Annotated in this window: 17 protein-coding genes; 15 read left to right on the top strand and 2 right to left on the bottom strand. The window is 58.7% G+C overall.

Features of this window, described 5'->3' with window-relative positions; all coding sequences use genetic code 11:
* Window position 1 precedes the first annotated feature (1 nt).
* The 4 genes from Q354_RS0122275 (at window position 2) to nhaR (ending at window position 5,126) form a co-directional block, all read left to right on the top strand.
* Entirely contained in the window at window positions 2–1,501 is a 1,500-nt protein-coding gene (locus Q354_RS0122275; protein WP_027859546.1) for a complex I subunit 5 family protein, read from the top strand.
* Window positions 1,498–3,171 carry a complex I subunit 5 family protein gene (locus Q354_RS26890; RefSeq protein ID WP_051560540.1) on the top strand — a complete coding sequence of 558 codons (1,674 nt, stop codon included), beginning with the start codon at window positions 1,498–1,500 and terminating at the stop codon, window positions 3,169–3,171. The genes Q354_RS0122275 and Q354_RS26890 overlap by 4 nt, the downstream gene beginning before the upstream one ends.
* 15 nt (window positions 3,172–3,186) lie before the next feature.
* Window positions 3,187–4,125 carry a universal stress protein gene (locus Q354_RS0122265; protein WP_027859545.1) on the top strand — a complete coding sequence of 313 codons (939 nt, stop codon included), beginning with the start codon at window positions 3,187–3,189 and terminating at the stop codon, window positions 4,123–4,125.
* A 92-nt stretch (window positions 4,126–4,217) separates the two neighbouring features.
* Entirely contained in the window at window positions 4,218–5,126 is a 909-nt protein-coding gene (nhaR, locus tag Q354_RS0122260) for a transcriptional activator NhaR (RefSeq protein ID WP_027859544.1), read from the top strand.
* A 359-nt stretch (window positions 5,127–5,485) separates the two neighbouring features.
* On the opposite strand, the gene Q354_RS0122255 is transcribed toward nhaR, so the two are convergent.
* Together Q354_RS0122255 and Q354_RS0122250 are read right to left on the bottom strand one after the other, a co-directional pair.
* Window positions 5,486–6,964: a Na+/H+ antiporter NhaC family protein gene (locus Q354_RS0122255; RefSeq protein ID WP_084332718.1), complete on the bottom strand. Its 1,479-nt coding sequence runs from the start codon at window positions 6,962–6,964 to the stop codon at window positions 5,486–5,488.
* A 109-nt stretch (window positions 6,965–7,073) separates the two neighbouring features.
* Entirely contained in the window at window positions 7,074–8,465 is a 1,392-nt protein-coding gene (locus Q354_RS0122250; protein ID WP_027859542.1) for an aminotransferase, read from the bottom strand.
* A 135-nt stretch (window positions 8,466–8,600) separates the two neighbouring features.
* Between Q354_RS0122250 and Q354_RS0122245 the strand changes: the two genes are divergently transcribed.
* The 11 genes from Q354_RS0122245 (at window position 8,601) to Q354_RS0122195 (ending at window position 24,954) form a co-directional block, all read left to right on the top strand.
* Complete coding sequence (locus Q354_RS0122245) at window positions 8,601–9,395, top strand: helix-turn-helix transcriptional regulator (protein WP_027859541.1); 795 nt, start codon at window positions 8,601–8,603, stop codon at window positions 9,393–9,395.
* Between the two features lie 182 nt (window positions 9,396–9,577).
* Entirely contained in the window at window positions 9,578–10,816 is a 1,239-nt protein-coding gene (locus Q354_RS0122240) for a Zn-dependent hydrolase (protein ID WP_036231192.1), read from the top strand.
* 371 nt (window positions 10,817–11,187) lie between these two features.
* Window positions 11,188–12,579, top strand: coding sequence for an aminotransferase family protein (locus Q354_RS0122235; protein ID WP_027859539.1), 1,392 nt, complete (start codon window positions 11,188–11,190; stop codon window positions 12,577–12,579).
* Between the two features lie 316 nt (window positions 12,580–12,895).
* A complete protein-coding gene (pdxR, locus tag Q354_RS0122230; protein ID WP_027859538.1) occupies window positions 12,896–14,374 on the top strand; it encodes a MocR-like pyridoxine biosynthesis transcription factor PdxR in 1,479 nt (492 codons plus the stop codon).
* A gap of 142 nt (window positions 14,375–14,516) precedes the next feature.
* Window positions 14,517–15,032, top strand: coding sequence for a hypothetical protein (locus Q354_RS0122225; protein ID WP_027859537.1), 516 nt, complete (start codon window positions 14,517–14,519; stop codon window positions 15,030–15,032).
* A gap of 72 nt (window positions 15,033–15,104) precedes the next feature.
* Window positions 15,105–16,385 (top strand): TolC family protein, encoded by a 1,281-nt coding sequence (locus tag Q354_RS0122220; protein ID WP_027859536.1) that lies wholly within the window; start codon window positions 15,105–15,107, stop codon window positions 16,383–16,385.
* Window positions 16,386–16,389: 4 nt separating this feature from the next.
* On the top strand, window positions 16,390–17,913 hold the full coding sequence (locus Q354_RS26885; RefSeq protein WP_156948454.1) for an efflux RND transporter periplasmic adaptor subunit: 1,524 nt from the start codon (window positions 16,390–16,392) through the stop codon (window positions 17,911–17,913).
* Complete coding sequence (locus Q354_RS0122210) at window positions 17,910–21,017, top strand: efflux RND transporter permease subunit (protein ID WP_027859535.1); 3,108 nt, start codon at window positions 17,910–17,912, stop codon at window positions 21,015–21,017. The genes Q354_RS26885 and Q354_RS0122210 overlap by 4 nt, the downstream gene beginning before the upstream one ends.
* Window positions 21,018–21,409: 392 nt before the next feature.
* A complete protein-coding gene (gene xsc / locus Q354_RS0122205; RefSeq protein ID WP_051560537.1) occupies window positions 21,410–23,173 on the top strand; it encodes a sulfoacetaldehyde acetyltransferase in 1,764 nt (587 codons plus the stop codon).
* Window positions 23,174–23,348: 175 nt separating this feature from the next.
* Window positions 23,349–24,347, top strand: coding sequence for a phosphate acetyltransferase (gene pta / locus Q354_RS0122200; RefSeq protein WP_027859533.1), 999 nt, complete (start codon window positions 23,349–23,351; stop codon window positions 24,345–24,347).
* 307 nt (window positions 24,348–24,654) lie between these two features.
* The gene (locus tag Q354_RS0122195; protein WP_027859532.1) at window positions 24,655–24,954 is read left to right on the top strand and encodes a DUF6506 family protein; all 300 of its coding nucleotides are present in this window, start codon (window positions 24,655–24,657) and stop codon (window positions 24,952–24,954) included.
* Window position 24,955: the final 1 nt, after the last annotated feature.

The following is a 24,955-nucleotide window of genomic DNA, read 5'->3' as shown; positions in this document are numbered from 1 at the left end:
TATGACCCTGAACGAATGGCTACCACTGCTGATCCTGGGGAGTTCGCTGATACCGGGGGTGCTGATCTTTTACATCAAAGAGCGGGACACATCATTGCGTACCTTGCTGAACATGGGCGGTGCACTGCTGAAGCTGGCGCTGGTCGGCCTGATGATCTGGGGTGTTTTTCATGAGCAGGTTTATGAAACGCGCTGGACACTGGCACCCGGCCTGGAGCTGGTGTTGCATGCCGATGCTATGAGTGTGCTGTTTGTCAGCCTGTCGACCGTGCTCTGGCTGGTGACTACGGTGTATGCGATAGGCTATCTGGAAAGGACCCCGCACCGCAGCCGCTTCTTCGGTTTCTTTTGTCTCTGCGTCACCGCCACGGTGGGACTGGCGCTGGCCGGCAACCTGTTCACCTTCGTGGTGTTCTACGAAGCGTTGACGCTGGCAACTTATCCACTGGTGGCACACAAAGGCTCGCCGGAAGCGGTACGGGGCGCCCGTATCTACCTGGCCTACACCCTGGCTGGCGGCATGATCCTGCTGGTGGGCACCATCTGGCTGCGCAGCATTGCCGGTCCGCTCGAGTTCTCCCAGGGCGGAATACTGGACAGTATTGAGGGCCTGGACCGATCGACACTGAGCTGGATCTTCCTGCTGCTGATTGCCGGGCTTGGCGTCAAGGCGGCGCTGGTTCCGCTGCATGGCTGGCTGCCGCAGGCGATGGTTGCGCCGGCACCGGTCAGTGCGCTGCTGCACGCTGTGGCCGTGGTCAAGGCAGGGGCCTTCGGGATCGTGCGAGTCGTTTACGATGTCTACGGCATTGAGTTTTCCGCCTCGCTCGACCTGCTGGCACCGCTGGGCGCAGCGGCAGCGGTCACCATTATCTATGGCTCGCTGCGGGCACTGTCACAGGACCACCTGAAGCGGCGACTGGCATACTCGACCGTGAGTCAGGTGTCCTACATCGCTTTGGGGGCGGCAATTCTCGGGCCGCTGGCGACTGTCGGCGGGCTGGTGCATCTGGTGCATCAGGGACTGATGAAAATAACCCTGTTCTTCGCTGCCGGTAACTATGCCGAGACGCTGGGCATCCAGCGTGTCAGCGAAATGGACGGGGTGGGACGGCGGATGCCGGGAACCACGCTGGCGTTCACCGTCGGGGCCCTGGGTATGATCGGCGTGCCGCCGGTTGCCGGGTTCGTCAGCAAGTGGTACCTGGGCCTTGGCGCGGTTGAGGCCGGGGCGACTGACTGGGTGATCCCGGTGCTGGTGATCAGCAGTCTGCTGAATGCGCTCTATTTCCTGCCCATCCTCTATCGTGCCTGGTTCAGGCCGACGCCCTCCGCATGGCAGGCCGACTTGCAATCCAGGCCTTTGGAAACCAAAGGGGCGCTGCTTTGGCCTCCGGTGATCACCGCAGTGCTGGCGCTGGCAGCAGGGTTGTTTGCGGCAGCTCCCTATAGCCCGCTGGAATGGGTACAACTGATCGCCGAGCGGGAGTACCGACCATGAATGAATCATTGTTACTGATTTTATGGCTGTTGCCACTGCTGCTGGTGCCACTGGCAATCCGCGCCAATGGCAGTATTTGGCTGGTAGTGGCAGCACTGCCTGCGCTGATGGCAAGCCTGTTGTTACCCACGGGCTCACAGGTGGAGATTCCATGGCTGTTGCTGGGAACCCGGCTGGGGCTTGATGCCAGCGCCGCCGTCTTGCTGCTGGTGGCGTCACTGTTGTGGCTCGCGGCTGCCTGCTATGTGCGCCTGTGGCTTGGGGATGACGCTGCGGCGCGACGTTTCCGGGTGTGCTTCCTGTTGGCGATGTGCGGTAATTTCGGGGTGATCGCTGGCCAGGACCTGGTCAGCTTCTACCTGAGTTTTTCTGCAATGGGGCTGGCGGCCTATGGCCTGATCGTCCATGGCGGACAGCCGTCGCAGCAACGGGCAGGCAGGGTATACCTGAGCATGACGATACTGGGCGAGATGCTGCTGTTTGTTGCCTTTATGCTGATCTACCAGCGCACCGGCAACCTGGCCCCGGATAGCACAGAACTGATCGGTGGCAGCACGCTGGAAACCGGCCTGCTGATACTGGCGTTTGCCATCAAGGCCGGCGTGCTTGGCGTGCATTTCTGGTTGCCACTGGCCCATCCCGCAGCCCCGGTACCGGCCAGCGCTGTGCTGAGCGGTGCCATGATTAAGACCGCCCTGATCGGCTGGATACGGTTTCTACCGCTGGGTGAACAGGCGCTACCGGAATGGGGCCAGCTGCTGGTTATCAGCGGTAGCCTGGCCGCGCTGTTGACGCTGGTTTGTGGGCTTTCGCAGCGAGACCCGAAAGTTGTGCTGGCCTATTCAAGTATCGGCAAGATGGGACTTATGGTCGCGATACTGGGGCTGGCGCTGCTGGAACCGGGCCTGGCCGAGCCGCTGGTTGCTGTCATTGTGCTTTTCGCAGCCCATCACGGCCTTGCCAAAGGCGCTCTGTTTCTCGGAGTTGGCCTGGTGAAAGCCTCAGGATGGCGCTTTTCCTGGGTTCTGCTGCTGTTGCCAGCACTGGTGTTGGCGGGGGCGCCGCTGACCAGCGGGGCCTACGCCAAAGCACAACTTAGCGCTCCACTCAGCCAACTCGGCGGCTGGGGGGAGGTCGTCGCCTGGATTCTGGTGATGACGGCGATCGCCACCCCATTGCTGATGGCCCGCTTTCTCTACCTGCTGCATCGCATTGAGCGGCAACCGGTTGCGGCCGCTGCCATATCATGGCTGCCGTGGCTGGTGTTGGTTGCGGTATTGCTGGCGATTCCTGTGATGTCTGATGTTACCGGGATTCCTAGCAGCCCCGCTGACACCCTCACGAACCCATCCGGACTGCTTATCGCACTGAGTGTCGCGGGCTTTGTCTGGTGGCGTCGTCCTGACTGGATTGTGCGCTGGGTCGGCACAATTCCACCGGGCGATATATTGATGTTATTCAGTGGGCGCTGGTTAAGCGTCATTCAGGCCCGCTGTATAAGCGGACTGTCCGCGCTGGATCTGGTTAGTCGGATAAAGCCGGCCACAACCCGGCTGAGGCTGACGCTGTTACGACAGCCGGATCTCTGGCCCGGCAGACGCCAGATGGGATTCGGGTCCCTCTGGCTGGGCATGACAACGGTTTTTCTGATGTTGACGTTTTGGTCCTGATCGAAGGAGATATCCATGCAACGATTTAAGAACATTCTCTATTTTGCCGATGGCGAGCAGCAGCTCAGTCGGGCCTTTAACAGGGCGCTCAACCTGGCCCGTTCGAACGGGGCGAGACTCTGTGTCTTTGACGTAGTCGCCGACACTGCGATAAAGGCAGATATCAAACAGCGTCTGGGCCTGAATCTGAATGAGGCTTTGCGCGAAGTACGTCAGAAAACACTGTCATCACTGATAGCGCCCCGGATACAGGATGGCGATCGCGTCAGCATCGAAGTGGTCAACGGCGTTGATTTTGTCGAAGCAATACGCGCGGTGTTGCGGGACGGCTATGATCTGGTCATTAAGGCGGGCCGCTCACCCAACGGTTTTTCTGAGCTGATTCTGGGCAGCACCGATATGCACCTGCTGCGAAAATGTCCCTGTCCGGTCTGGGTCGATCGTCCCAACCAGCCCCCGACCTATCACAATATTCTGGCGGCAGTCGACCCCGAGACCCCGGAGGGGCACGATTGTGCCGTGAAGACCCTGACCCTTGCCGCGTCTATGGCCGCGCGGGAAAATGCCCGGTTAACCGTGGTACACGCCTGGCAACTGTATGGTGAATCGACCCTGGAAAGCGGATTCTCCAGAGTATCAAGAGAGCAACTGGAGGCCCTGCTTATCGATACCGAGCAGCAGCATCAGGGCATGCTGAACGATTTGATGGCTGAGTGCGGCTTAGCCGATGCCGGGCATGAGGTCCATCTGATCAAGGGGCCGCCGGCGGAAAGCATCAGGAAGGTATGCGCGCAGAACGGTACCGATCTGATAGTGATGGGAACGGTTGGTCGCTGCGGTATACCCGGCTTTATCATCGGTAATACTGCCGAGAATGTGCTGCAAACCACGGAAGCATCCATACTTGCAGTTAAGCCCGGTGCTTTCCTCTCGCCGGTAACAGTTGCGGAGTAAGCCTGGCCGGGGCTGGTCGCTGGCATCTGCCGCTGTTGCCGCTGCCGGCGACGATTCTGCCGTGTGACAGGCACAACAAGGATGATTGTACGATGCACAACCTCAAGCTCAACCTGAAGCATCTGCGTTACTTCTGGGCCGTGGCCAGCCACGGCTCTATTGTCGCGGCCGCAGAGGCGCTCTGCATCACCCCTCAAACCATCAGTGGACAACTGCGCGAACTTGAACAACAGGTGGGCGCCAAGCTATTTCGACGCAGCGGTCGAAACCTGGTGCTCACGGACACCGGGCAGCTGGTATTTTCCTACACCGATGAGATGTTTGAACTGGGCGGCCAGTTACAGGAAGCGCTGGATGGCAGCCGCCCCGGATCATCGCTGACGTTGAAAGTCGGGGTGGCTATGGTTGTCCCCAAACTGCTTGCATACCGGGTGCTGGAGCCGGTGTTATCCTTTGAAAAGGCTGTTCGCCTGGTGTGTCACGAAGCGCCGCTGGTTGATCTGCTGGCGGATCTTTCTGTGCATAAACTGGATGCGGTGTTGGCGGACTGCCCGGTCAGCCCGACGCTGAATATTCGTGCCTACAACCATCGGCTGGGGGAGTCGGGCATCACATTCTTTACCCCCCGGCAGATGACCCCGGCGTTTACCGAGCCATTTCCAACCTGTCTTCAGGGGCGGGAGATGCTGATGCCCACTGCCGGCAGCAGCCTGCGCCGCAACCTGCAAGCCTGGTTCGAGCGCAATGAAATCAGTCCCCAGGTGGTCGCAGAGTTTGAAGACCGGGCCCTGATGAAGGCCTTCGGTGAGCGCGGTGCTGGTATCTTCACCTCGCCGACGGTGGTCGAACAGGATGTACTGGATAAGTACCGGGTAGACGTGATTGGCCGCACCGCTGAAATTACCGAACAATTCTATCTGATCTCCGCCGAGCGTCGGATCAAGCACCCGGCGGTGAGTGTAATCACCGAACACGCCCGCAATCTGTTGTTGCCTTCGTAGCCTGGGTTGCTGTCGTTCAGGCCCTCCCTCCCAGCCTGAGCTGTGCTGTATTTTGGCTTTCTTCCCGTGATTCTGGCGCTCTGTGGCGGCTTAAAAGACCCCGCCAATAGCGCCCGTGCGGCCAAACGGGTTAGGCCAGACGCCGCTGTTAGCCCTATAAATGGTGCTGGCATCATATGGCCTTGATATCCGGTTCTAATCCTCTCTCTGTTATCCCGGGCTATCGTTTCAGTAAAAAGAGCTGACCGCAAAACCAGATATCTTGTTCAATGGATTAAACAACTTAGCTGATGGCTATAAACGATAGATACAAAAATACCGGAGCGGGGCTCCGGTATCGGGGGTGGCCAGATCAATGATCAGGCGAAAAGGAAAAACAGCAGGGTGGCGATTGCTGCGCTGATCAGGGTGTAGGGCAGCTGCGTCAGGGCATGGTTCATCGGGCTGATGCCGCAGGCCTTGGCCGAGAGTACGGTCGAGTCGCCGTAGAAGCAGGCGTGGGAGCCGAAGGCCGAGGCTGAGATCATGGCACCGATCACCAGTGGCATATCTGCATTCACCGCCATCGCCAGCGGCATGATGATCGGCATGCCGACCACGAAGATGCCCCAGAAGGAAGCGGTGGCAAATGCCAGCCCGGCCATCGTGATAAAGACGGTGGCCGGTAACAGTTCGGCAGTCATGATGGTCGACGCGCTCTGGATCACAAACTCGGTGGTGCCCAGGTCGTTATTCACTTCGGCCAGCATAAAGCCACAGAACAGGGTGCCCAGCGGGGCGATCATTCCGACGAAGCCTTTCAGTACCGCATCGAACATCTCCAGCATCGGCAGCAGGCGCTGCACAAAGTAGAACGCCAGGGTAACGAAGATTGCGGCCATCGCACCGGACATGATGTCGATATCGAAGTACCAGGTGAAGAAGATCAGGGTGCCGATCGGGACGAAGAAGTTGAGCATATTGCTTTCGGCGGTCGCCGCTTCAGTGCCGTTTTCAAGGGCGGCGTCCTCTTCGCTCAATACAGCCCCGGTGCGCTCGGTGCGCTCTTCGGCCTCTCGCATCTTACCCAGCAGCGGGATGCTGTTGTTGATCGCCAGCACGACCACGGCGAGACAGATCCAGGCGTAGAACATGTAGGGGATCGACTGGATAAACAGGTTGATCCCTTCGCCTTCGGCCGCAACCTTGTTCTCTTCCAGCAAGCCGGAGAAGAATACCGCCCAGGTGGAAAACGGCAGGATGATGCAGACCGGCGCGGCGGTGGAGTCCACCACATAGGCGAGGAACTCGCGTGAGGTTTTGACCTTATCGGTGGCCTTGCGCATCGAGGAGCCGATGGTCATGGCGTTGAGGTAGTCGTCAATAAAGATCAGGATGCCGAGGCCCATGGTGGCGAACAGGGTCGGTTTCTTACCCTGTACCTTACGTGAGATCCAGCCACCGAACGCTTCGGCACCGCCGCCTGCGGTGACCAGGGTGATCATGCTGCCCATCAGGCCGCAGGCGATAAAGATCCAGGCTACGGTATCGTTCTGGAATACGGTGAGGAAGGTGCTGCCCAGGGCCGGTATAAAGTCGGCAAAGGACCTGGTCATCAGTAGGCCAACGAGTACACCGATAAACAGCGATTCGATGGTGCGCTTGGTGTACAGCGCGGTAGCGATCACGACCAGGGTCGGGAACAGGCTCAGTGCGCCGTAGCTGCCGTCCGCTGTGCCGATTGACTGGTAGCTGAATATGGCCAGCGCGGCCACGGCCAGCGATAGCAGGAGTATGACTGCTTTGAATTGGGGTCTCACATCGTCAAGCACTAAGCTTTCTGTACGTTCATTAAGCATAGCTATTTACCTGTTATTTTTTTTCTGGGTTCGCACTCGTGGGGCAGGGCACGGCAGCCACAGTCGGCGCTCGCCGTGTGGCCCTGAAGGTTGCTGCCCCGCTGCTGGATCAGGTTTGGTAGTAGCCGTCCTCAACCAGGCTTTCTACCGTGGCCAGAATTGACTGCCGTAATATGCCGACCACATTGTCGACCGTCGCGCGGTCCCAGATTAGTGGTGGTGAGAGGACGTTGAGGTGGGCGATCGGACGCACGATCAGGCCGCGTTTCTGGCACTCCTGGGCGATACGCTTGCCGACATCGGCCTCCATTGGCAGCAGCGCTTTGCTGTCCTTATCGGCGACACTTTCGATACACATCATAAAGTGGCTGCCACGCACGTCGCCGACGATCGGCAGGTCGAGCAGGGTCTTCAGCTGCTGCTCCAGGTAGGGGCCGACTTCGCGTACGTTTTCGCAGATCTTCTCCCGTTCCATAATCTCGATATTTTTCAGGGCTACGGCACAGGCCACCGGATGACCGGAATAGGTAAAACCGGTGCTGAATACCGCACCATCGCGCTGGGGCTTGCTGATCACCGCGTAGATATCATCACTCAGCAGGGTGGCGCCCAGTGGGATATAGCCGGAGGTCAGACCCTTGGCGCAGTTGATGATGTCAGGCTGGATGCCGAATACGTCTTCGGAGGCGAAGAAATGGCCCAGGCGACCGAAGGCGGTCACGACCTCATCAGAGATGTAGAGGATATGGTTCTGCTTACAGATCTGGTGGATACGGCGGTGGTAACCGGCCGGAGCGACCAGTACGCCACCGGCACCCATAATCGGCTCGGCGATAAAGGCGGCGACTTTGTCGGCACCGCCCAGTTCCTCGATGCTGCGCTCGAATTCCGCCACCAGGTGGTCACAGTACTGGGCTTCATCCATGCCGTCCGGGCGGCGGTAGCAGTTGGCTTCACTGATGTGGTGGACAAACTGGTCGCTGGTATCGAAGCCCCAGTTGTTGCTTTCGATACCGGTCAGGGTCGCTGAAACGTAAGTAGTGCCATGGTAGCCGTTGTTACGCGAGATGATCTGCTTCTTCTCGGACTTGCCCAGCTGGTTGAAATAGTAGTGGACGATACGGATGGTGGTATCGTTGGCGACCGAGCCACCGCAGCTGTAAAACACATGATTGAGGTTGGACGGTGCCAGCTCGGCCAGTTTGGCGGATAACTGGATAGCCGGGATATTGGAGAGGTTGTTAAACGGCGAGTAGTAGGCCATCCGGGTTGCCTGCTCGGCCATCACCTGGCCCAGTTCCTCGCGGCCATGCCCTACGTTGACGCACCAGAGTCCGGCGATACCGTCGAGATAGCGCTTACCTTCGCCATCGAAGACATATTCGCCCTTGCTCTCGGTGATGATGTCGCAGCCTTCCTGCTGGAATACGGAAAAGTCGGTAAACGGGTGAACAAAATGGTCCTTATCCTGCTCCCAGAGCTTTTGCAGATCGTAAGACATAGGTTTGCCTCGGTGGAATAAATCACGTTATAAGTTTTATGCTGTAGAGACGTGGCACTACTGCTGTGGAAACACGGTACTACTGCTGAAAAAATCCCGGATATACCCCCAAAGGAATAGCGAGGCTGGCAAAAGGTGACGACTGAAATCTCCCCGGTAGAGCAATGGCACAAGGCGCTGGGACATCTGGTCGAGCATCTGAGGCTGACCAACTTTCCCGACGTTCTCATCGAAACTCTGGCTAAAGTGGCTCATTTCGATACTTTTCTTATCGCAACCTATAAACAGGATTACCTGCCGGTGGTGCTGTTATCGTCCTGGCCTGAGGCGGAAGAGAGTTCACCGATCCGGCGCTATCTGGAAGAGTTTTATCTGCTGGATCCGCTGTTTAATGCCATCAGAAAACAGCAGGCCTCAGGCCTTTATCGCCTCATGGAGATAGCGCCGGATTCCTTTGAACAGACCGAATACTTTCAGACCTGCTACTCGGGCCTTGGTCTGGATGATGAAATTATCTTCCTCTGCCGCCTGGACAATGATGTGGTGTTTACCATTTCGCTGGGGCGCACCGGACGGCTGGGAACCATCACCCGGGCGGAAAAGAAGCGCCTGAAAGAGATCTTTCCGGTGATCAGCGCCCTGTGTCACCAGTTCTGGCTGGCGCTCGCCTCGGAGTATGTCCATGACAAAGCGGCACGCAGTTCCCTGGAACAGGCGCTGCAGAGTTTTGGCAGCGGCGTACTGACCGGACGCGAACAGGAGATCACCGGCCTGATCCTGCAAGGGCACTCCAGCCGGTCGATCGGTGAGACCCTTGAAATCAGTACCGGTACGGTGAAAGTCCACCGCAAGAATATCTATGCCCGCCTTAATATCTCCGCCCAGTCGGAGCTTTTTTCCCAGTTCCTGGCTCACCTCAGCAGCCTCTGACCTGCGACGACGCGAGCCGCCCCGGCGCGCGCCGACTATTCCTTAAGGGATATATCCCGGCCTGTTTTGCCTGTGTCAGCATGCGATTATTCCACTAACAGAGGCCGCTGAGCGTTGGATGGGCGGGCCTTATGGCCTGAGCGCCCGCGCTTGTTCTCCGGTCCGCGACACAGGGGCTTACGATGCAGAACAACTACAGAATTGATCCTTCCCGAATCTGGAATAGCCTGATGGAGATGGGTGAAATCGGTGCCACCGAAAAGGGCGGGTGCTGCCGCCTTGCGCTGACGGAACTGGACCGCCAGGGGCGGGACCTGTTCGTGCGCTGGTGCCGCGAGGCGGGGTGCGAAATCCGGGTCGATCAGGTCGGCAATATCTTTGCCCGTCGTCCGGGCAGTGATCCGGACGCCGCACCGATCACCACCGGCAGTCATCTGGATACCCAGCCCACCGGCGGCAAGTTTGACGGTATCTATGGCTGCCTGGCCGGACTGGAAGTGATTCGCAGCCTGAACGATCACAATATCCAGACCCGCCGCCCGGTTGAAGTCTCGGTCTGGACCAACGAGGAGGGCTCTCGCTTCGCCCCGGCGATGGTGGCCTCCGGTGTATTCAGTGGCAAGTTCTCGCTGGATTATGCGCTGCAGCAGTGCGATGCCCAGGGGATCAGTCTGGGAGATGCGTTGCAGGCGATCGGTTACGCCGGTGACGAAGTGGTTGGTGAGCATCCGATCCACCGCTTCTTCGAACTGCATATCGAGCAGGGCCCGGTGCTGGAACGGGAACAGCTGGATATCGGTGTGGTGACCGGCGTGCTGGGGATGCGCTGGTACGATGTGACGGTTAAGGGCACCTCTGCCCATGCCGGGCCGACTCCGATGGATTATCGCCACGATGCCCTTTATGCCGCATCCCGGGTGTTCAGCAGCCTCTACGAGCTGACCGCCTCCGGTGAAGCCGGTGACAGCCGCTGTACTGTCGGTGAGTTGAGTATCGAAAAGGCCTCGCGCAATGTGATACCCGGAGAGGTGCGCTTCTCACTGGACCTGCGACATGCCGAGCTGGACGGGCTCGGTGCACTGGAGCAGGCGGCGCAGGAGCTGATTGCGAGGGTCGCTGCAGATACTGGCACCGAGATCGAGATGAACTGTATCTGGGACAGCCCACCGGTGGCCTTTGCCGAAGACTGTGTCGATGCGGTGGAGGCGGCGGTGGCCGCCTCGGGTTTCAGCTATACCCGCATGACTAGTGGTGCCGGACACGACGCGGTTAACCTGTCGACGGTGGTGCCGACCTCCATGATCTTCATCCCGTCGATCGGTGGTATCAGCCATAACGAGGCTGAGTATTCCAATCCGGGCCAGGTTGCCAAGGGCTGCCAGATCCTGTTCGAGGTGATGCTGGAGCAGGCCGGACGCTAAGCCGAAGGCGGCGACGAGTCACTCCTTTTGGCTCAGGAAAAGACCAGAGTAGCTTCGGCTACTCTGGTCTTTTTGTTTCTGTCGGCGGGCTTTTTTGCCCCTGTCAGCTGCTGCCAATAGTTCCAGTCAGAGCATGCCGGTTAGGCCAGACGCCGCTGTTAGCCCTATAAATGGTGCTGGCATCATGTGGCCTTGATATCTGGTTCTAACTGCTTTCCGCCCGGGCCTATTACTTTGGAGCCATCACTGATTGATGGCTTAACGGCCATGTTCAGCACTGTAGCCCGCTTTAGCAGGCGCTACGGAATTGGAAGATAGGAGTCTGTCTCCTGCCTCTGCAAAACAATAAGAGACTCTCAGAGGAGTTAAGCATGGCATTTAACGCAAACGAATTTAATTCAGCCGAAGCACTGGGTCAGGACCGTAAGCACGTATGGCATCACCTGAGCCAGCATAAGCCTTATGAAAACAGCGATCCGTTGATGATCGTAAAAGGCGAAGGCATGCGTGTATGGGATGCAAAGGGTAAAGAATACCTGGATGCGGTGTCCGGTGCGGTATGGACCGTTAACGTTGGCTACGGCCGCACAGAGATTGCTGATGCGGTACGTGATCAGCTGGTGACCATGAACTACTTCGCCCAGACTGCGGGTAACATCCCGGCGGCACAGTTCGCTGAGCGTCTGATCGAAAAAATGCCGGGCATGAGCCGCGTTTACTACTCTAACTCCGGTTCTGAAGCCAACGAGAAGGCGTTCAAGATCGTTCGCCAGATCGCCGAGAAGAAGTACGGCGGCAAGAAACATAAGATCCTGTTCCGTGAGCGTGACTACCACGGCACCACCATCACCGCACTGAGCGCGACCGGCCAGTTCGAGCGTAAGGCACAGTACGGACCGTTCACTCCGGGCTTCGTTGAAGTACCACACTGCTGCGAATACCGCGCACAGGACGGCGCTGATCTGGACAACTACGGTGTCTGGGCGGCGGATGAGATTGAGAAAGTGATCCTGGCTGAAGGTGCTGACACAGTTGGCGCACTCTGCCTGGAGCCAATCACTGCAGGCGGCGGCGTGATCGAGCCACCTCAGGGTTATTGGGACCGCGTACAGGAGATCTGCAAGAAGTACGACATCCTGCTGCATATCGACGAAGTGGTTTGCGGCCTGGGCCGTACCGGTAAATGGTTCGGTTACCAGCACTACGGCATCAAGCCGGATATGGTGACTATGGCGAAAGGTGTGGCATCCGGTTATGCCGCGATCTCCTGCACCGTAACCACTGAAGAAGTGTTTGAAGCCTTTAAGGAAGATGACGATGCCCGTCTGGGTTACTTCCGCGATATCTCCACTTTCGGTGGCTGTACTGCCGGTCCTGCGGCGGCACTGGTGAACCTGGAGATCATCGAGCGCGAAAACCTGCTGGAAAACGTGACGCAGCAGGGTGAATACCTGCGCGGTCGCCTTAACCAGCTGATGGAAAAATACGACATCATCGGCGATGTGCGTGGTAAAGGCCTGTTTGCCGGCTTTGAGCTGGTCAAAGACCGCACTACTAAAGAGCCGGTGGATGAGGGTGTATCCGTGGCGATTGCCGGTCACTGCATGAAGAATGGCGTGATCATCGGCCGCACCAACCGCTCTTTCAAAGAGTACAACAACACTATCTGCCTGAGCCCGGCACTGATCGCAACCCAGGCTGATATCGACACCATCGTCGATGCACTGGATGCCGCAATGGCAGAAGTTTGCCCTAACAGCTGATTGACCTGATCAGTCGTTCCTTAGCCACCCGGGGCGCCGTCCCGGGTGGTTTTTTCGTTTCGGGGCTGCTGCCGGCAGGCATATTTACAGCCTCCTAATCCAGCGCGAACTCAATGAATCGTCTTTAATTAACAAGTACTTTGCATGCAGGGATTGCGCACTAGCCTCTGAGTCAGTAATTTTGAGCGTGGCTGGATATTCGACGTTGGTGTGGTAATGCCGGGCATTCCCACCCGTTCGCAGCCAGGGAGATAACAATAATAAGGCAGTACCCGGGCGCAGCCCGAGCCGGTGACTGCAGGTCTAAGGTTAATGCATGTTTCAACTTTTCCACCTGTCTGCGGACAAAGACACCAGTCTGCAGCAGCAGCTGCGTGAGCAGATTGCCTCAGCCATCCTGAATGGCAATATTCCACTTAACAGTCCGCTTCCTTCCAGCCGTAAGCTGGCCAAGCAGCTGAATGTGGCGCGCAATACGGTGGTGCTGGCGTATGAGCACCTGTTGGATGACGGTTATCTGATCGCCAAGGAGCGCAGTGGATATTACGTTAACCCGGATATTCTGGCAGGTAAGGTTAATGTCGCAGCAGGGCCGGTTGTGACCTCTGACGATGACACCGGGCATAAGCCTGACTGGAGCCGCTGCCTGAAGGTTCAGCCGTCCTCGCAGCGTAATATGCACAAGGCGCGGGACTGGCAGCGTTACGACTATCCCTTTATCTACGGCCAGTTTGATACCAACCTGTTTCCCACCAATAACTGGCGCGAGTGCTGTCGCGATGCAGTCAGTGTGCCGGCGATCCGTGACTGGGCTGCCGACCGGTTCGATAATGATGACCCGCTGCTGGTCGAGCAGATCCGCACCCGGCTGCTGCCACGCCGTGGCGTCTGGGCCTCGCCGGAACAGATCCTGGTTACCGTGGGGGCGCAGCAGGCGCTCTATATCCTGGCTCAACTACTGCTCGACAGCGACAGTGTGATGGGGTTGGAAGACCCCGGCTATGTGGATATCCGTAATATCTGCAGCCTCAGCCCGGGCCAGATCAAGCCGATTCCGGTCGACGGACAGGGAATGCAGGTGGGTGAAGAACTGTCGGAGTGCGATTGTGTCTACACCACGCCGAGCCACCAGTGCCCGACCACGGTTACCATGCCGATCGAGCGCCGTTATGAGTTGCTGAAAAAGGCGGAAGAGGAAGACTTCCTGATTATCGAGGATGACTATGAGAGTGAAACCAACTTCAAGTCCAACCCGATTCCGGCGCTGAAAAGCCTCGATAAGAACGACCGGGTGCTCTATGTGGGATCCCTCTCCAAGACCCTGGCACCGGGCCTGCGCATGGGATATCTGGTCGGTCCGGAGGAATTTATCAAGGAAGCCCGTGCCCTGCGCCGGCTGATGGTGCGCCACCCGGCGGCCAACAACCAGCGCTCGGTGGCGCTGTTCCTTGAGCGCGGCTATAACGATGCCCTGATTATGAATATCGCCCGCACCTATGAGGCGCGCTGGCATGCGATGGAGGAAGCGCTGAGCAAGTACCTGCCGGACTCCTTCACCCAGCCGACCTTTGGCGGTTCCTGCTACTGGGTGAAAGGCCCTGAAGGTCTGGATACCCATAAACTGCGCGAGGCCGCGGCGGAAAACGGTATCCTGATTGAGCCGGGTGATATCCACTTTATGGGCGAGACACCGCCGCTGAACTACTTCCGCCTGGGGTACTCTTCGATCTCTACCGATCGGATCGAGCCGGGCATCAAGCGCCTGGCCGAGTTGATTCAGTCGCTGGTGGATTAACGGCCAGATCAGCTGAACGCCTGCAGGCCGGTTTTTTCCGGCCTGTTTTGCTTTTGGCGGAACTAAACGGTAGGCTGCCGCTCTTAATGCAAAGACTCCGGCCCTGTTCAGGGAGCCGAGACAAAGGAATTGAAGCGATCCCATGATGTTGCAGAGACTGAACAAGCGCGACGGACAAGCAGCCAGCTGGCTGGTGCTGTTCCTGTTGCTGTGCCTGTTCGGTAACTGCCTGCGTGGATTGAGCGAGCCGCTACTGACGCTGCTGAATCCGCCTGCGATGGCGCAGACATTCCCACAGGGTGAGCCCCATCAGCTGATCGCACAAGGGGACAAAACTCCGGCGGTCGATCATGCCGCGATGGGACACGCGATGCCGATGGCTGCAGCGGACACACCCACGATAGCAATGACCATGGCCTGTTGCGAAGACAGCAGCAGCGGTTGTCAGCTACTGCAGGATAAACTGCTCAGCGCCGGTATCAGTTTCGATGCGGCACACTTTACCCCGATCCTCTGGCTGAGCACGTTGCTGCTGGTTATCCAGCTGCTGACCCAGCTACGCCTGTTACGCTACGCCTCAGACCCCTTCTCAGCGGAGCGATCTTTCCTGCGTGGTTATCCGCGCCGCCACCTGTTGCTGGCCGTATTCCGCAATTAAAACCCCCACTATTTCACTGTTGGAGCCTACCCTAAGGGAGGCACTCTGCTATCTGAAATATAGGGGACGCTTATGTCTCACCGAGTTATTTATCATCTGCGACCTGTGCTGCTGGCTGCTGGGCTCAGTGCTGTTGCCCAGCCGGTGCTGGCGGCACTGACGCTGCAACAGGCTACCGAGGGCGCCCTGCAGCAGGATCGCTGGCAACAGCAGAACCGGGCGGAAGAGCAGGCGCTGCGCCACGAAGCCACCGCTGCGGCGGCGCTGCCCGACCCGACGATGCGACTGGCACTGGCCAATCTGCCTACCGATAGCTTCGATATCGATCAGGAAAATATGACCCAGCTGCAGCTGGGCCTGTCACAGGTGTTTCCCCGTGGTAACAGCCTGCAGCTGCAGCAGCAACGGCTGCAACTGATGGCCGGGCGTAACCCGCTGGCGCGGATGGAGCGCCGTGGACAGATTCGCAAACAGGTCGGCCAGTTATGGCTGGATCTATACAGCAGCCAGGCGCAGATCCGCCTGATTGAACGCAACCGGGCGTTGTTCAGCCAGCTGGTGGATGTGGCCGAAGCCAACTACCGCGCCGGCGTCAGCCGCAGCAGCGACCTGGTACGGGCAGAGCTGGAACTGACCCGGCTGGATGACCGCATCAGCCGTTTACGCCAGCTGCGCGACAGCAAGCGGGGCCAGCTGGCGCAGTGGTTGCCGCTGGAACAGAGTCGTCAGCTGGTGTCCCGTCACCGCCCCGAGTTGGATCACCATAGCGTTGACTTTCAACGGCTACCGCAGCGGCTGATGGCCCATCCGCGGGTGTTGCTGGCCGAGCAGCAGATCGATATAGCGCGCAAGCAGGTCGAGCTGGCCGAACAAGCCTACAAGCCCGCCTATAAAGTCGATCTGGGCTATGGCTACCGTGATGATATGCCCGGTGGCCGCGAGCGGGCGGATTTCTTCAGTGCCGCTGTCAGCTTTGACCTGCCCCTGTTTACAGAGAAGAAGCAGGACCCGGCCCGCAATGCCGCCCGCAGCCGGGTCGAAGCAGCGCGGGAAGCCCGCCTGCTGCTGTTGCAGCAGATGCGGGGGCAGTTCGAAACCCTGCATGCCGAACAGCAACGGCTGGGTGAGCGCCAGGCGCTGTTTGAGCTGAAGCTGCTGCCGCAGCTGGCCCAGCGCCGTGAAGCTGCGCTGCAGTCCTACTCCGCCGGTAATGGCGGCTTTGACGAGGTGATGCGCGCCGCGATCACCGAGCTGGATACCCGGCTGCAACAGATCGAACTGCAAAGTGCGCAGCAAAAGAACCAGCTGGGACTGAACTACCTGCTGCAAACGGAGGCGGGTGACCGCGATTGAGGCTATGAAGAAAATACTATCAACCCTGACTATCCTGCTGATCGGTATCGCTGCCGGTCACCTGATCAGCACCCAGCTGTTACCGAAATACCTGCCGCAGTTTGCGGTAACAGGCAGCGGTGAAAGCCAGGACGGCACTGCAGACGCTAATGAGCCGCTGTACTGGGTGGCGCCGATGGATGCTAACTACCGCCGTGATAAGCCCGGCCTGTCTCCGATGGGGATGGAGCTGGTGCCGGTCTATGCCGAAGACCTGAATGGCGATTCACCGGGCACGGTGAAGATCAGCCCTGAAGTGGTGAATAACCTTGGTGTACGCAGTGCCGAGGTGGGCTTTGGCCCCCTGACTCGGCGGGTCGACACTGTCGGCTATGTCGGCTTTGACGAGGACCAGTTGCAGCATATCCACAGCCGCCTGCCGGGCTGGATTCGCAAGTTACATGTGCGCAGCAATGGCAGCTATGTGGAAAAGGGCGCGCCGCTGTATGAGCTGTACTCGCCACAACTGGTCAACGCCCAGGAGGAGTATCTGACCGCGTTGCGCAGCCGCAATCAGCTGTTGCAGCGCTCGGCCCGCGACAAACTGCGGGCGCTGGATGTTTCAGTCAGCCAGATCAGGACGCTGGCCCGGCGCGGCCGTGCTCAGGAGGCGGTCACCGTCTATGCCCCGCGCGCTGGCTATGTTAACGAACTGGCTGTGCGCAACGGCATGTTCGTGAAACCGGAGATGAGCATGATGACCCTGGGTCCGCTGGACCAGGTCTGGGTGACCGCCGAGCTGTTTGAACGCCAGGCGGGTGCCGTGCGTGTCGGTAACCCGGTGCAGATGCAGCTGGATTATGCCCCGGGCCGTGTCTGGCAGGGGCAGGTGGATTATATCTATCCGACCCTGGACGCGAAAAACCGTACCCAGCGGGTGCGGCTACGCTTTGCCAATGAGGATGGCCGCCTGAAACCCAATATGTTTGCCCGCGTCACTATTGCCGGAACCGATACCGCCAGCGAACTGCATATCCCGGCGGAGGCACTGATCCGTACCGGCAACCAGAACCGGGTGGTGCTGGCGCTGGGGGAGGGGCGGTTTAAATCGATCGCCGTCATGCCGGGTGAACGGGTCGCTGATCAGGTGCTGATTCTCGATGGCCTGGAGCTCGGTGACCGGGTGGTGACCTCGGCCCAGTTCCTGCTCGATTCCGAATCGGCGGTCAATTCCGACCTGAAGCGGATCAGCAGCGATGAGGTGGTGTTTCCGACCGCCTGGGTTGAGGCGGAGATTATACAGATCGATCCCGACAACCAGCTGCTGCGTTTCCGTCATGGCGAGGTCACCCGCTGGGGGATGCCGCAGATGGTGATGATTGCACCGATTGCCGAAAGCCTGCAGCAAACACTGGATATCTATCAGCTGACGCCGGGCCTGAAGGTGCTGATGCAGCTTGATGGCAGCGAAACCATGGTGCGGATCGTACAGCTGCGGATTCCCGATCAGGCCGGGCCGCGTGGCAGCGGTAGCGGAGGTGCTAAATGATTGAAGCCATTATCCGCTGGTCGCTGGTCAACCGCTTTCTGGTGCTGCTGGCAACCCTGATCCTGATCGGCTGGGGGGCCTTCACGGTAAAGAACACCCCGATCGATGCGATTCCCGATCTGTCCGATGTGCAGGTGATTATCAAAACCAGCTATCCGGGGCAGGCGCCCCAGGTGGTGGAGGATCAGGTCACCTATCCCCTGACCACCGCCATGCTGTCGGTGCCGGGGGCGCAGACGGTGCGCGGTTTCTCCTTCTTCGGCGATTCCTATGTCTATGTCATCTTCGATGAGGATACCGATCTCTACTGGGCGCGTAGCCGGGTACTCGAATACCTCAGTCAGGTGGCACCCAACCTGCCTGCAACGGCCAAGCCGCAACTGGGGCCGGATGCCACCGGTGTCGGCTGGGTCTATATCTACAGTCTGATCGATCGAACCGGACAGCATGATCTGGCCCAGTTACGCTCGTTGCAGGACTGGTTCCTGAAGTATGAGCTGCAGACCGTGCCGGGGGTGTCCGAAGTGGCCACCGTGGGCGGTATGGTGAAGCAGTATCAGGTAAGGGTCGATCCGGATAAGTTACGGGCACTGAGTATCCCGCTGGCACAGATCCGTACCGCCATCCAGCGAGGCAACCAGGAGACCGGCGCTTCGGTGCTGGAACTGGCTGAGGCGGAGTATATGGTACGTGCCAGCGGTTATATCGACGGTGTTGAAGCGCTGCGTAATATCCCGCTGGGCGTGAATCAGAACGGTACGCCACTGTTGCTGTCGGATGTGGCCGAGATCGGCACCGGGCCGCAGATGCGCCGTGGAATTGCCGAGCTGAACGGCGAGGGTGAGACGGTCGGCGGCGTGGTGGTGATGCGCTTCGGCGAGAACGCCCAGCGCACCATCGATGGTGTTAAGGAGCGGCTGGCGGCATTGAAGCAGGGCCTGCCGGAAGGGGTGGAGATCGTCACGGTCTATGACCGCTCCGGCCTGATCGGCGCGGCGGTGGAGAACCTGTTCGAGAAACTGCTGGAAGAGTTTCTGGTGGTTGTGGTGGTCTGTGCCATCTTCCTGTTCCACTTCCGCAGCTCGCTGGTGGTGATTATCAGCCTGCCGGTGGGCATGCTGGTGGCCTTTATCATCATGTATTACCAGGGGATCAACGCCAATATCATGTCCCTTGGCGGTATCGCCATCGCTATCGGGGCGATGGTGGATGGTGCCATCGTGATGATCGAGAATGTACACAAGCATATTGAGCGTACTCCGCTGACCGATGAAAACCGCTGGCAGGTGATCGCCGAGGCGGCGGCAGAGGTCGGCCCGGCGCTGTTCTTCAGCCTGCTGATTATCACCATGAGCTTCCTGCCGGTGTTTACCCTGGAGGCACAGGAGGGGCGGATGTTCTCGCCGCTGGCTTACACCAAGACCTATGCCATGGCCGCCTCGGCCGGGCTGGCGATTACTCTGGTGCCGGTGCTGATGGGCTACTTTATCCGCGGCAAGGTGCTGCCGGAGCATAAAAACCCGCTTAACCGCCTGCTGACGGCGCTCTACCTGCCGGTGATCCGCCGGGTTCTGTTATGGCCGAAGATGACCATCCTGCTGGCGCTGCTGGTGACCGGCCTGGGCTTCTGGCCGTTGGACAAGCTGGGCAGCGAGTTTATCCCGCCGCTGGATGAGGGCGACCTGATGTATATGCCTAGTACTTACCCGGGCGTGTCGGTGGGCAAGGCGCGGGAGATCCTGCAGCAGACCGATAAGCTGATCCGTAGCGTACCGGAGGTGGATACCGTGTTCGGCAAGATCGGCCGGGCCGATACCGCTACCGATCCGGCACCGCTGACGATGATCGAGACCTTTATCCAGTTCAAACCGCGCAGCGAGTGGCGCCCGGGCATGACGCCGGAGAAGATCCGCCGTGAGCTGGATAAAGTGGTGCAGATTCCTGGACTGACCAATGCCTGGGTGATGCCGATCAAGACCCGCATCGATATGCTCGCCACCGGTATTAAAACCCCGGTGGGGATCAAGGTGGGTGGGCCGGATCTGGCGGTGATCCAGCAGATCGGCCAGCAGCTGGAAATCATCCTCGCCGACCTGCCGGGCACCGCCTCGGTTTACAGCGAACGGGTGGCCGGTGGGCGCTATGTCAATGTGGATATCCGCCGTGCTCGGGCTGCGCGCTACGGTCTCAATATTGCGGATATCCAGGGAGTTATTGCCACGGCGGTCGGCGGGATGAATATTGCCCAGAGTATCGAGGGGCTGGAGCGCTATCCGATCAGTCTGCGTTATCCACAGGGCTACCGTGACTCGGTGGAGCAGCTGCGTATGCTGCCGCTGGTGACTAAGGCCGGGCAGCAGATCGCCCTGGCCGATGTGGCGGATATCTATATCGCCGATGGCCCGCCGGGGATCAAGAGCGAGAACGCCCGTCCCAATGGCTGGACCCTGGTGGATATCGAGGGCCGCGACCTGGGTTCCTATGTCGCCGAGGCGCAGCAGCGGGTGGCCGAACTGCTCGATCTGCCGCCGGGCTATTCGCTCAACTGGTCGGGGCAGTATGAGTACCTGATCCGGGCCAAGGAGCGCCTGAGCTATGTGGTGCCACTGACGCTGGCGATCATCGTGTTGCTGCTCTATCTCAACTTTCGCCGCTTTGCCGAAGTGGCGATTATTATGGGGACCTTGCCGCTGGCGATGGTCGGCGGGATCTGGCTGATGTACCTGCAGGGTTTCAATTTTTCGGTGGCGGTCGGGGTCGGCTTTATCGCCCTGGCCGGGGTGGCGGTGGAGATCGGCGTGATTATGCTGGTCTACCTCAACCAGTCCTACCGTGAGACCTGCCGGCAATATCCTGCGGGGTTTGGCGAGGCCGAGCTGCGTCAGGCGGTGATCAACGGGGCCGGGTTACGGGTACGGCCGGTGATGATGACGGTGGCGGCGGTCATCGCCGGCCTGTTGCCGATCATGTATGGCAGCGGCGCGGGATCTGAGGTGATGCAGCGTATCGCCGCACCGATGGTGGGCGGGATGGCCAGCGCCGTGGTGCTGACCCTGTTGTTGCTGCCGGCGGTCTATTATCTGTGGAAGAAGCGGGCGCTATAGTGCGCTATCTGCCCCCTCTGACGGGGCCGGCGCTGTACAGTCGCTGATCATCTGGTCACTGCGGCCTCATTCGGGGCCGCAGTCAAAACCTCCTTTTGAGGCCGGTATTCGACTCTGGTACTGGCCGTATCCAACTTTCTGCACTGGCCCAATCCTCTGCAGCCCCCACACCGCAAGGCTTTGCCGCTGGCGCAAGATGCCGCATTAAACTGGCCCTACTCCCTTAGCCGGTGCCCTCCTAATCTAAAACCACCTGAAAACATGCAGGTCAGCAGCGGCTACAGTGATTGACCCTGCTGGCCACGCAAACGGCAAACCGGGCGCCCCTGGGGCGATTATTTCGAGTGATGTCAGCCACAGGGCTGCAACAACAATAAGAAGGTATACGAAATATGGCACGTATGACTCCTAGTGAAGCGATGGTGGAAACCCTCGTTGCTAACGGTGTAACAGATTGCTTCGGCATCATGGGTTCTGCATTCATGGATGCAATGGATATCTTTACCCCGGCGGGCATTCGTCTGATCCCGGTTGTACACGAGCAGGGTGCAGGCCATATGGCTGATGGTTACTCCCGTGTATCCGGTCGTCACGGTGTTTGTATCGCCCAGAACGGTCCTGGTATCACTAACTTCGTAACTGCAATCGCTGCAGCTTACTGGGCACACTCTCCGGTTGTCTGCATCACACCTGAAACCGGCACTAACTCCCAGGGTCTGGGTGGTTTCCAGGAAGCGCAGCAGCTGCCATTCTTCGAAACGATCACCAAGTACCAGGTGACTGTTGCTAACAACAGCCGTATGGCTGAGCTGACCGGTCGCTGCTTCGACCGTGCGATGCTGGAAAATGGCCCGACTCAGCTGAACATCCCTCGTGACCTGTTCTACGGCGATATCGATTGCGAAATCCCTGAGCCGATCCGTGTCGAGCGTTCTGCCGGTGGCGAACAGGCTCTGAACGATGCAGCTGAGCTGCTGGCCAGCGCTGAATTCCCGGTAATGATCTCCGGTGGCGGTGTTGTACTGGGCGATGCCTGGGAAGAAGCGATCGCACTGTCCGATGCACTGGGCCTGCCGGTTGTTAACTCCTACCTGCACAATGACTCTTTCCCTGCTTCCCACCCGATGTGGTGTGGTCCTCTGGGTTACCAGGGTTCCAAAGCCGGTATGAAACTGATCGCCAAGGCTGACGTTGTACTGGCGCTGGGTACCCGTCTGGGCCCATTCGGTACCCTGCCTCAGCACGGTATGGATTACTGGCCGAAAGACGCCAAGATCATTCAGGTTGATTGCGATCCTAAGATGCTGGGTCTGGTTAAGAAGATCAACGTAGGCATCTGTGGCGACGCTAAAGCCGCGGCTAAAGCCCTGCTGTCCCGCCTGTCCGGTATGTCGCCTAAGTGTCTGGAAAACCGCGCTGCGCGTGAAGAACAGATCGCCGCTGAAAAAGCTGCCTGGGAAGCTGAACTGAACGAGTGGATCCACGAGAAAGATGAATACTCTCTGGATATGATCGCTGAACAGGCCGGTGAAGACGGCAGCTATCTGCACCCACGTCAGGTTCTGCGTGAGCTGGAAAAAGCCATGCCTGCAGACGTTATGGTGTCCACCGATATCGGTAACATCAACTCCGTATCCAACAGCTACCTGCGTTTCGAGCGTCCGCGTTCTTTCTTCGCAGCGATGTCCTTCGGTAACTGTGGCTACGCGCTGCCAACGATGATCGGTGCTAAAGTTGCTGCGCCGGACCGTCCGGGTATCTCTTACGCGGGTGACGGTGCCTGGGGCATGTCCATGATGGAAATCATGACCTGTGTACGTGAAAATATCCCGGTAACTTCTATCGTATTCCACAACCGTCAGTGGGGTGCTGAGAAGAAGAACCAGGTGGATTTCTACAACCGTCGCTTCGTCGCCGGTGAGCTGGAAAACCAGAGCTTCGCAGGCATCGCCCGCGCCATGGGTGCTGAGGGTGTGACTGTAGACAAGCTGGAAGATATCGGTCCTACGCTGAAAGAAGCGATCCGTCAGCAGATGGAAGAAGGCAAGACGACCGTTATCGAGATCATGTGTACGCGTGAGCTGGGCGACCCGTTCCGCCGCGATGCATTGTCCAAGCCGGTTCGTCACCTGGAAAAATACAAAGACTACGTATAAGTCTCTGTTATCGCAGGGTTCCGTCCGGAACCCTGTCTCTCGACCGAAGGCCTCCGGCCTTCGGTTTTTTCTCACTACGGCCCTGTTGCCGTGAGAGGCCTCTGAATAGCGTACTCGCGGAGTGCTTTATTCACAGGCTGTCCCGCCATTCAAGAATAATAAGAAGGAATTGCTGATGAAGGCTTTGAATAATATTTTCAGACGCGCCAGTGAAGACCCGCGCCGTGTGGTGCTGGCTGAGGGCGAGGACCCGCGTATTCTTGAGGCGGCGGTAACCGCAACGGCCCGCGGTATCGCCCATATCACTCTGCTGGGTGATGCATCCGTGATTCGTGCCAATGCCGCCGAACAGGGGCTGGCGCTGGATGGTGTATCGCTGGTTAACCCGGCGGAAGCGGCGGATGCGGGACGTTATGCCGAGACCTTCTATGAGCTGCGCAAAGCCAAGGGGATGACCCCGGAGAAAGCGGCCGAGCTGATGCGTGATCCGCTGCACTATGCCCAGATGATGGTGCACCTGGGTGATGCCGATGGCTCTGTCTGTGGTGCGGTCTATACCACCGGCGATACGGTGCGGGCGGCGATCCAGATTATCGGCATGGCCGAAGATGCCAGCATGGTGTCCAGTTTCTTCCTGATGATGCTCTGTGAGCCGTTTCATGAACTTAAGGGCGGCGTGATCTTCTCTGACTGTGGACTGGTGATTAATCCCGATGCTCCGCAGCTGGCGCAGATCGCCATGTCGGCCTCGGCCAGTGCCCGCAACCTGCTGGGCGAAGAGCCGCGGGTGGCGATGCTGTCCTTCTCCACCAGCGGCAGTGCCAGCCACTCGGCGGTGGATAAGGTGGTGGAAGCGACCCGAATCGTCAAAGAGCAGCATCCTGACCTGGCGATTGATGGCGATGTGCAGCTGGATGCGGCTATCGTCTCCGAAATAGCCGAACGTAAGGTGGCGCACTCGGAAACCCACGGCAAGGCCAATGTACTGGTGTTCCCGAACCTTGAGGCGGGCAATATCGGCTACAAGCTGGCCGAGCGTATTGGTAAGGCCGAGGCGATAGGACCGATCCTGCAGGGGCTGAGAAAACCAGCCAACGACCTCTCCCGGGGCTGCAGCGCTAATGATGTGGTGAATGTGATCGCCATTACCGTGGTGCAGTCTCAGTCGCTGTAAACAGATTTTCCCTCAGTAAGTTGTTTTACTCTCTCCACTCTTTCGGGATCCCTGACTCAGGTGATCCCTTTTCTTTGTCTGCGGGCTACAAGCTACAAGCCACAAGCTCTGCTGCTGGCTTACCGCTTACCGCTTACCGCTTACCGCTTACCGCTTACCGCTTACCGCTTACCGCTTACCGCTTACCGCTTACCGCTTACCGCTGCTTCTGAGCTGGTTCTACATTTTCAAATTGTCTGGCTCTAAGCCTCAGTGCCAACACCGGCTTTAATAGATTGAAAACAATAACAATATCCGGAGACCAACTATGGCTCTACAACGTTACGGCTTTATCGTAAAAGCTCCCAGTCTGGAAATGTTTAAACACCATGGCCGCGTTAGCAGTGATGACTTTGATTGTGCGGTTGCCGGTGTCAGCTCTGTTGCCGAAGCCTGTATGGTGGCGCAGGAGATGATCACCAAGCGTATCCAGCTGATCGAACTCTGTGGCGGTTTCAGCGCTGAAGACGCCCAGCAGGTGCGTGATGCCATCAACGACCATATCCCCGTAGGTTACGTACAGTACAGCCCCGACGAGCGTGAGCGCCTGCAGCGCGAACTGGCCTGAT

The sequence above is a fragment of the Marinobacterium jannaschii DSM 6295 genome (assembly GCF_000620085.1).
In the GTDB taxonomy this organism is placed as follows: Bacteria; Pseudomonadota; Gammaproteobacteria; order Pseudomonadales; family Balneatricaceae; genus Pontibacterium; species Pontibacterium jannaschii.
The sequence above is the reverse complement of the archived record's forward strand: the minus strand, read 5'-3'. Positions and strand labels throughout refer to the sequence as shown.

What these genes read in the sequence shown, in the direction of transcription:
- Q354_RS0122275 (WP_027859546.1), top strand. Translation starts at nt 2, where the DNA reads ATGACCCTGAACGAATGGCTACCACTGCTGATCCTGGGGAGTTCGCTG.
- Q354_RS26890 (WP_051560540.1), top strand. Translation starts at nt 1,498, where the DNA reads ATGAATGAATCATTGTTACTGATTTTATGGCTGTTGCCACTGCTGCTG.
- Q354_RS0122265 (WP_027859545.1), top strand. Translation starts at nt 3,187, where the DNA reads ATGCAACGATTTAAGAACATTCTCTATTTTGCCGATGGCGAGCAGCAG.
- nhaR (WP_027859544.1), top strand. Translation starts at nt 4,218, where the DNA reads ATGCACAACCTCAAGCTCAACCTGAAGCATCTGCGTTACTTCTGGGCC.
- Q354_RS0122255 (WP_084332718.1), bottom strand. Translation starts at nt 6,964, where the DNA reads ATGCTTAATGAACGTACAGAAAGCTTAGTGCTTGACGATGTGAGACCC.
- Q354_RS0122250 (WP_027859542.1), bottom strand. Translation starts at nt 8,465, where the DNA reads ATGTCTTACGATCTGCAAAAGCTCTGGGAGCAGGATAAGGACCATTTT.
- Q354_RS0122240 (WP_036231192.1), top strand. Translation starts at nt 9,578, where the DNA reads ATGCAGAACAACTACAGAATTGATCCTTCCCGAATCTGGAATAGCCTG.
- Q354_RS0122235 (WP_027859539.1), top strand. Translation starts at nt 11,188, where the DNA reads ATGGCATTTAACGCAAACGAATTTAATTCAGCCGAAGCACTGGGTCAG.
- pdxR (WP_027859538.1), top strand. Translation starts at nt 12,896, where the DNA reads ATGTTTCAACTTTTCCACCTGTCTGCGGACAAAGACACCAGTCTGCAG.
- Q354_RS0122225 (WP_027859537.1), top strand. Translation starts at nt 14,517, where the DNA reads ATGATGTTGCAGAGACTGAACAAGCGCGACGGACAAGCAGCCAGCTGG.
- Q354_RS0122220 (WP_027859536.1), top strand. Translation starts at nt 15,105, where the DNA reads ATGTCTCACCGAGTTATTTATCATCTGCGACCTGTGCTGCTGGCTGCT.
- Q354_RS26885 (WP_156948454.1), top strand. Translation starts at nt 16,390, where the DNA reads ATGAAGAAAATACTATCAACCCTGACTATCCTGCTGATCGGTATCGCT.
- Q354_RS0122210 (WP_027859535.1), top strand. Translation starts at nt 17,910, where the DNA reads ATGATTGAAGCCATTATCCGCTGGTCGCTGGTCAACCGCTTTCTGGTG.
- xsc (WP_051560537.1), top strand. Translation starts at nt 21,410, where the DNA reads ATGGCACGTATGACTCCTAGTGAAGCGATGGTGGAAACCCTCGTTGCT.
- pta (WP_027859533.1), top strand. Translation starts at nt 23,349, where the DNA reads ATGAAGGCTTTGAATAATATTTTCAGACGCGCCAGTGAAGACCCGCGC.
- Q354_RS0122195 (WP_027859532.1), top strand. Translation starts at nt 24,655, where the DNA reads ATGGCTCTACAACGTTACGGCTTTATCGTAAAAGCTCCCAGTCTGGAA.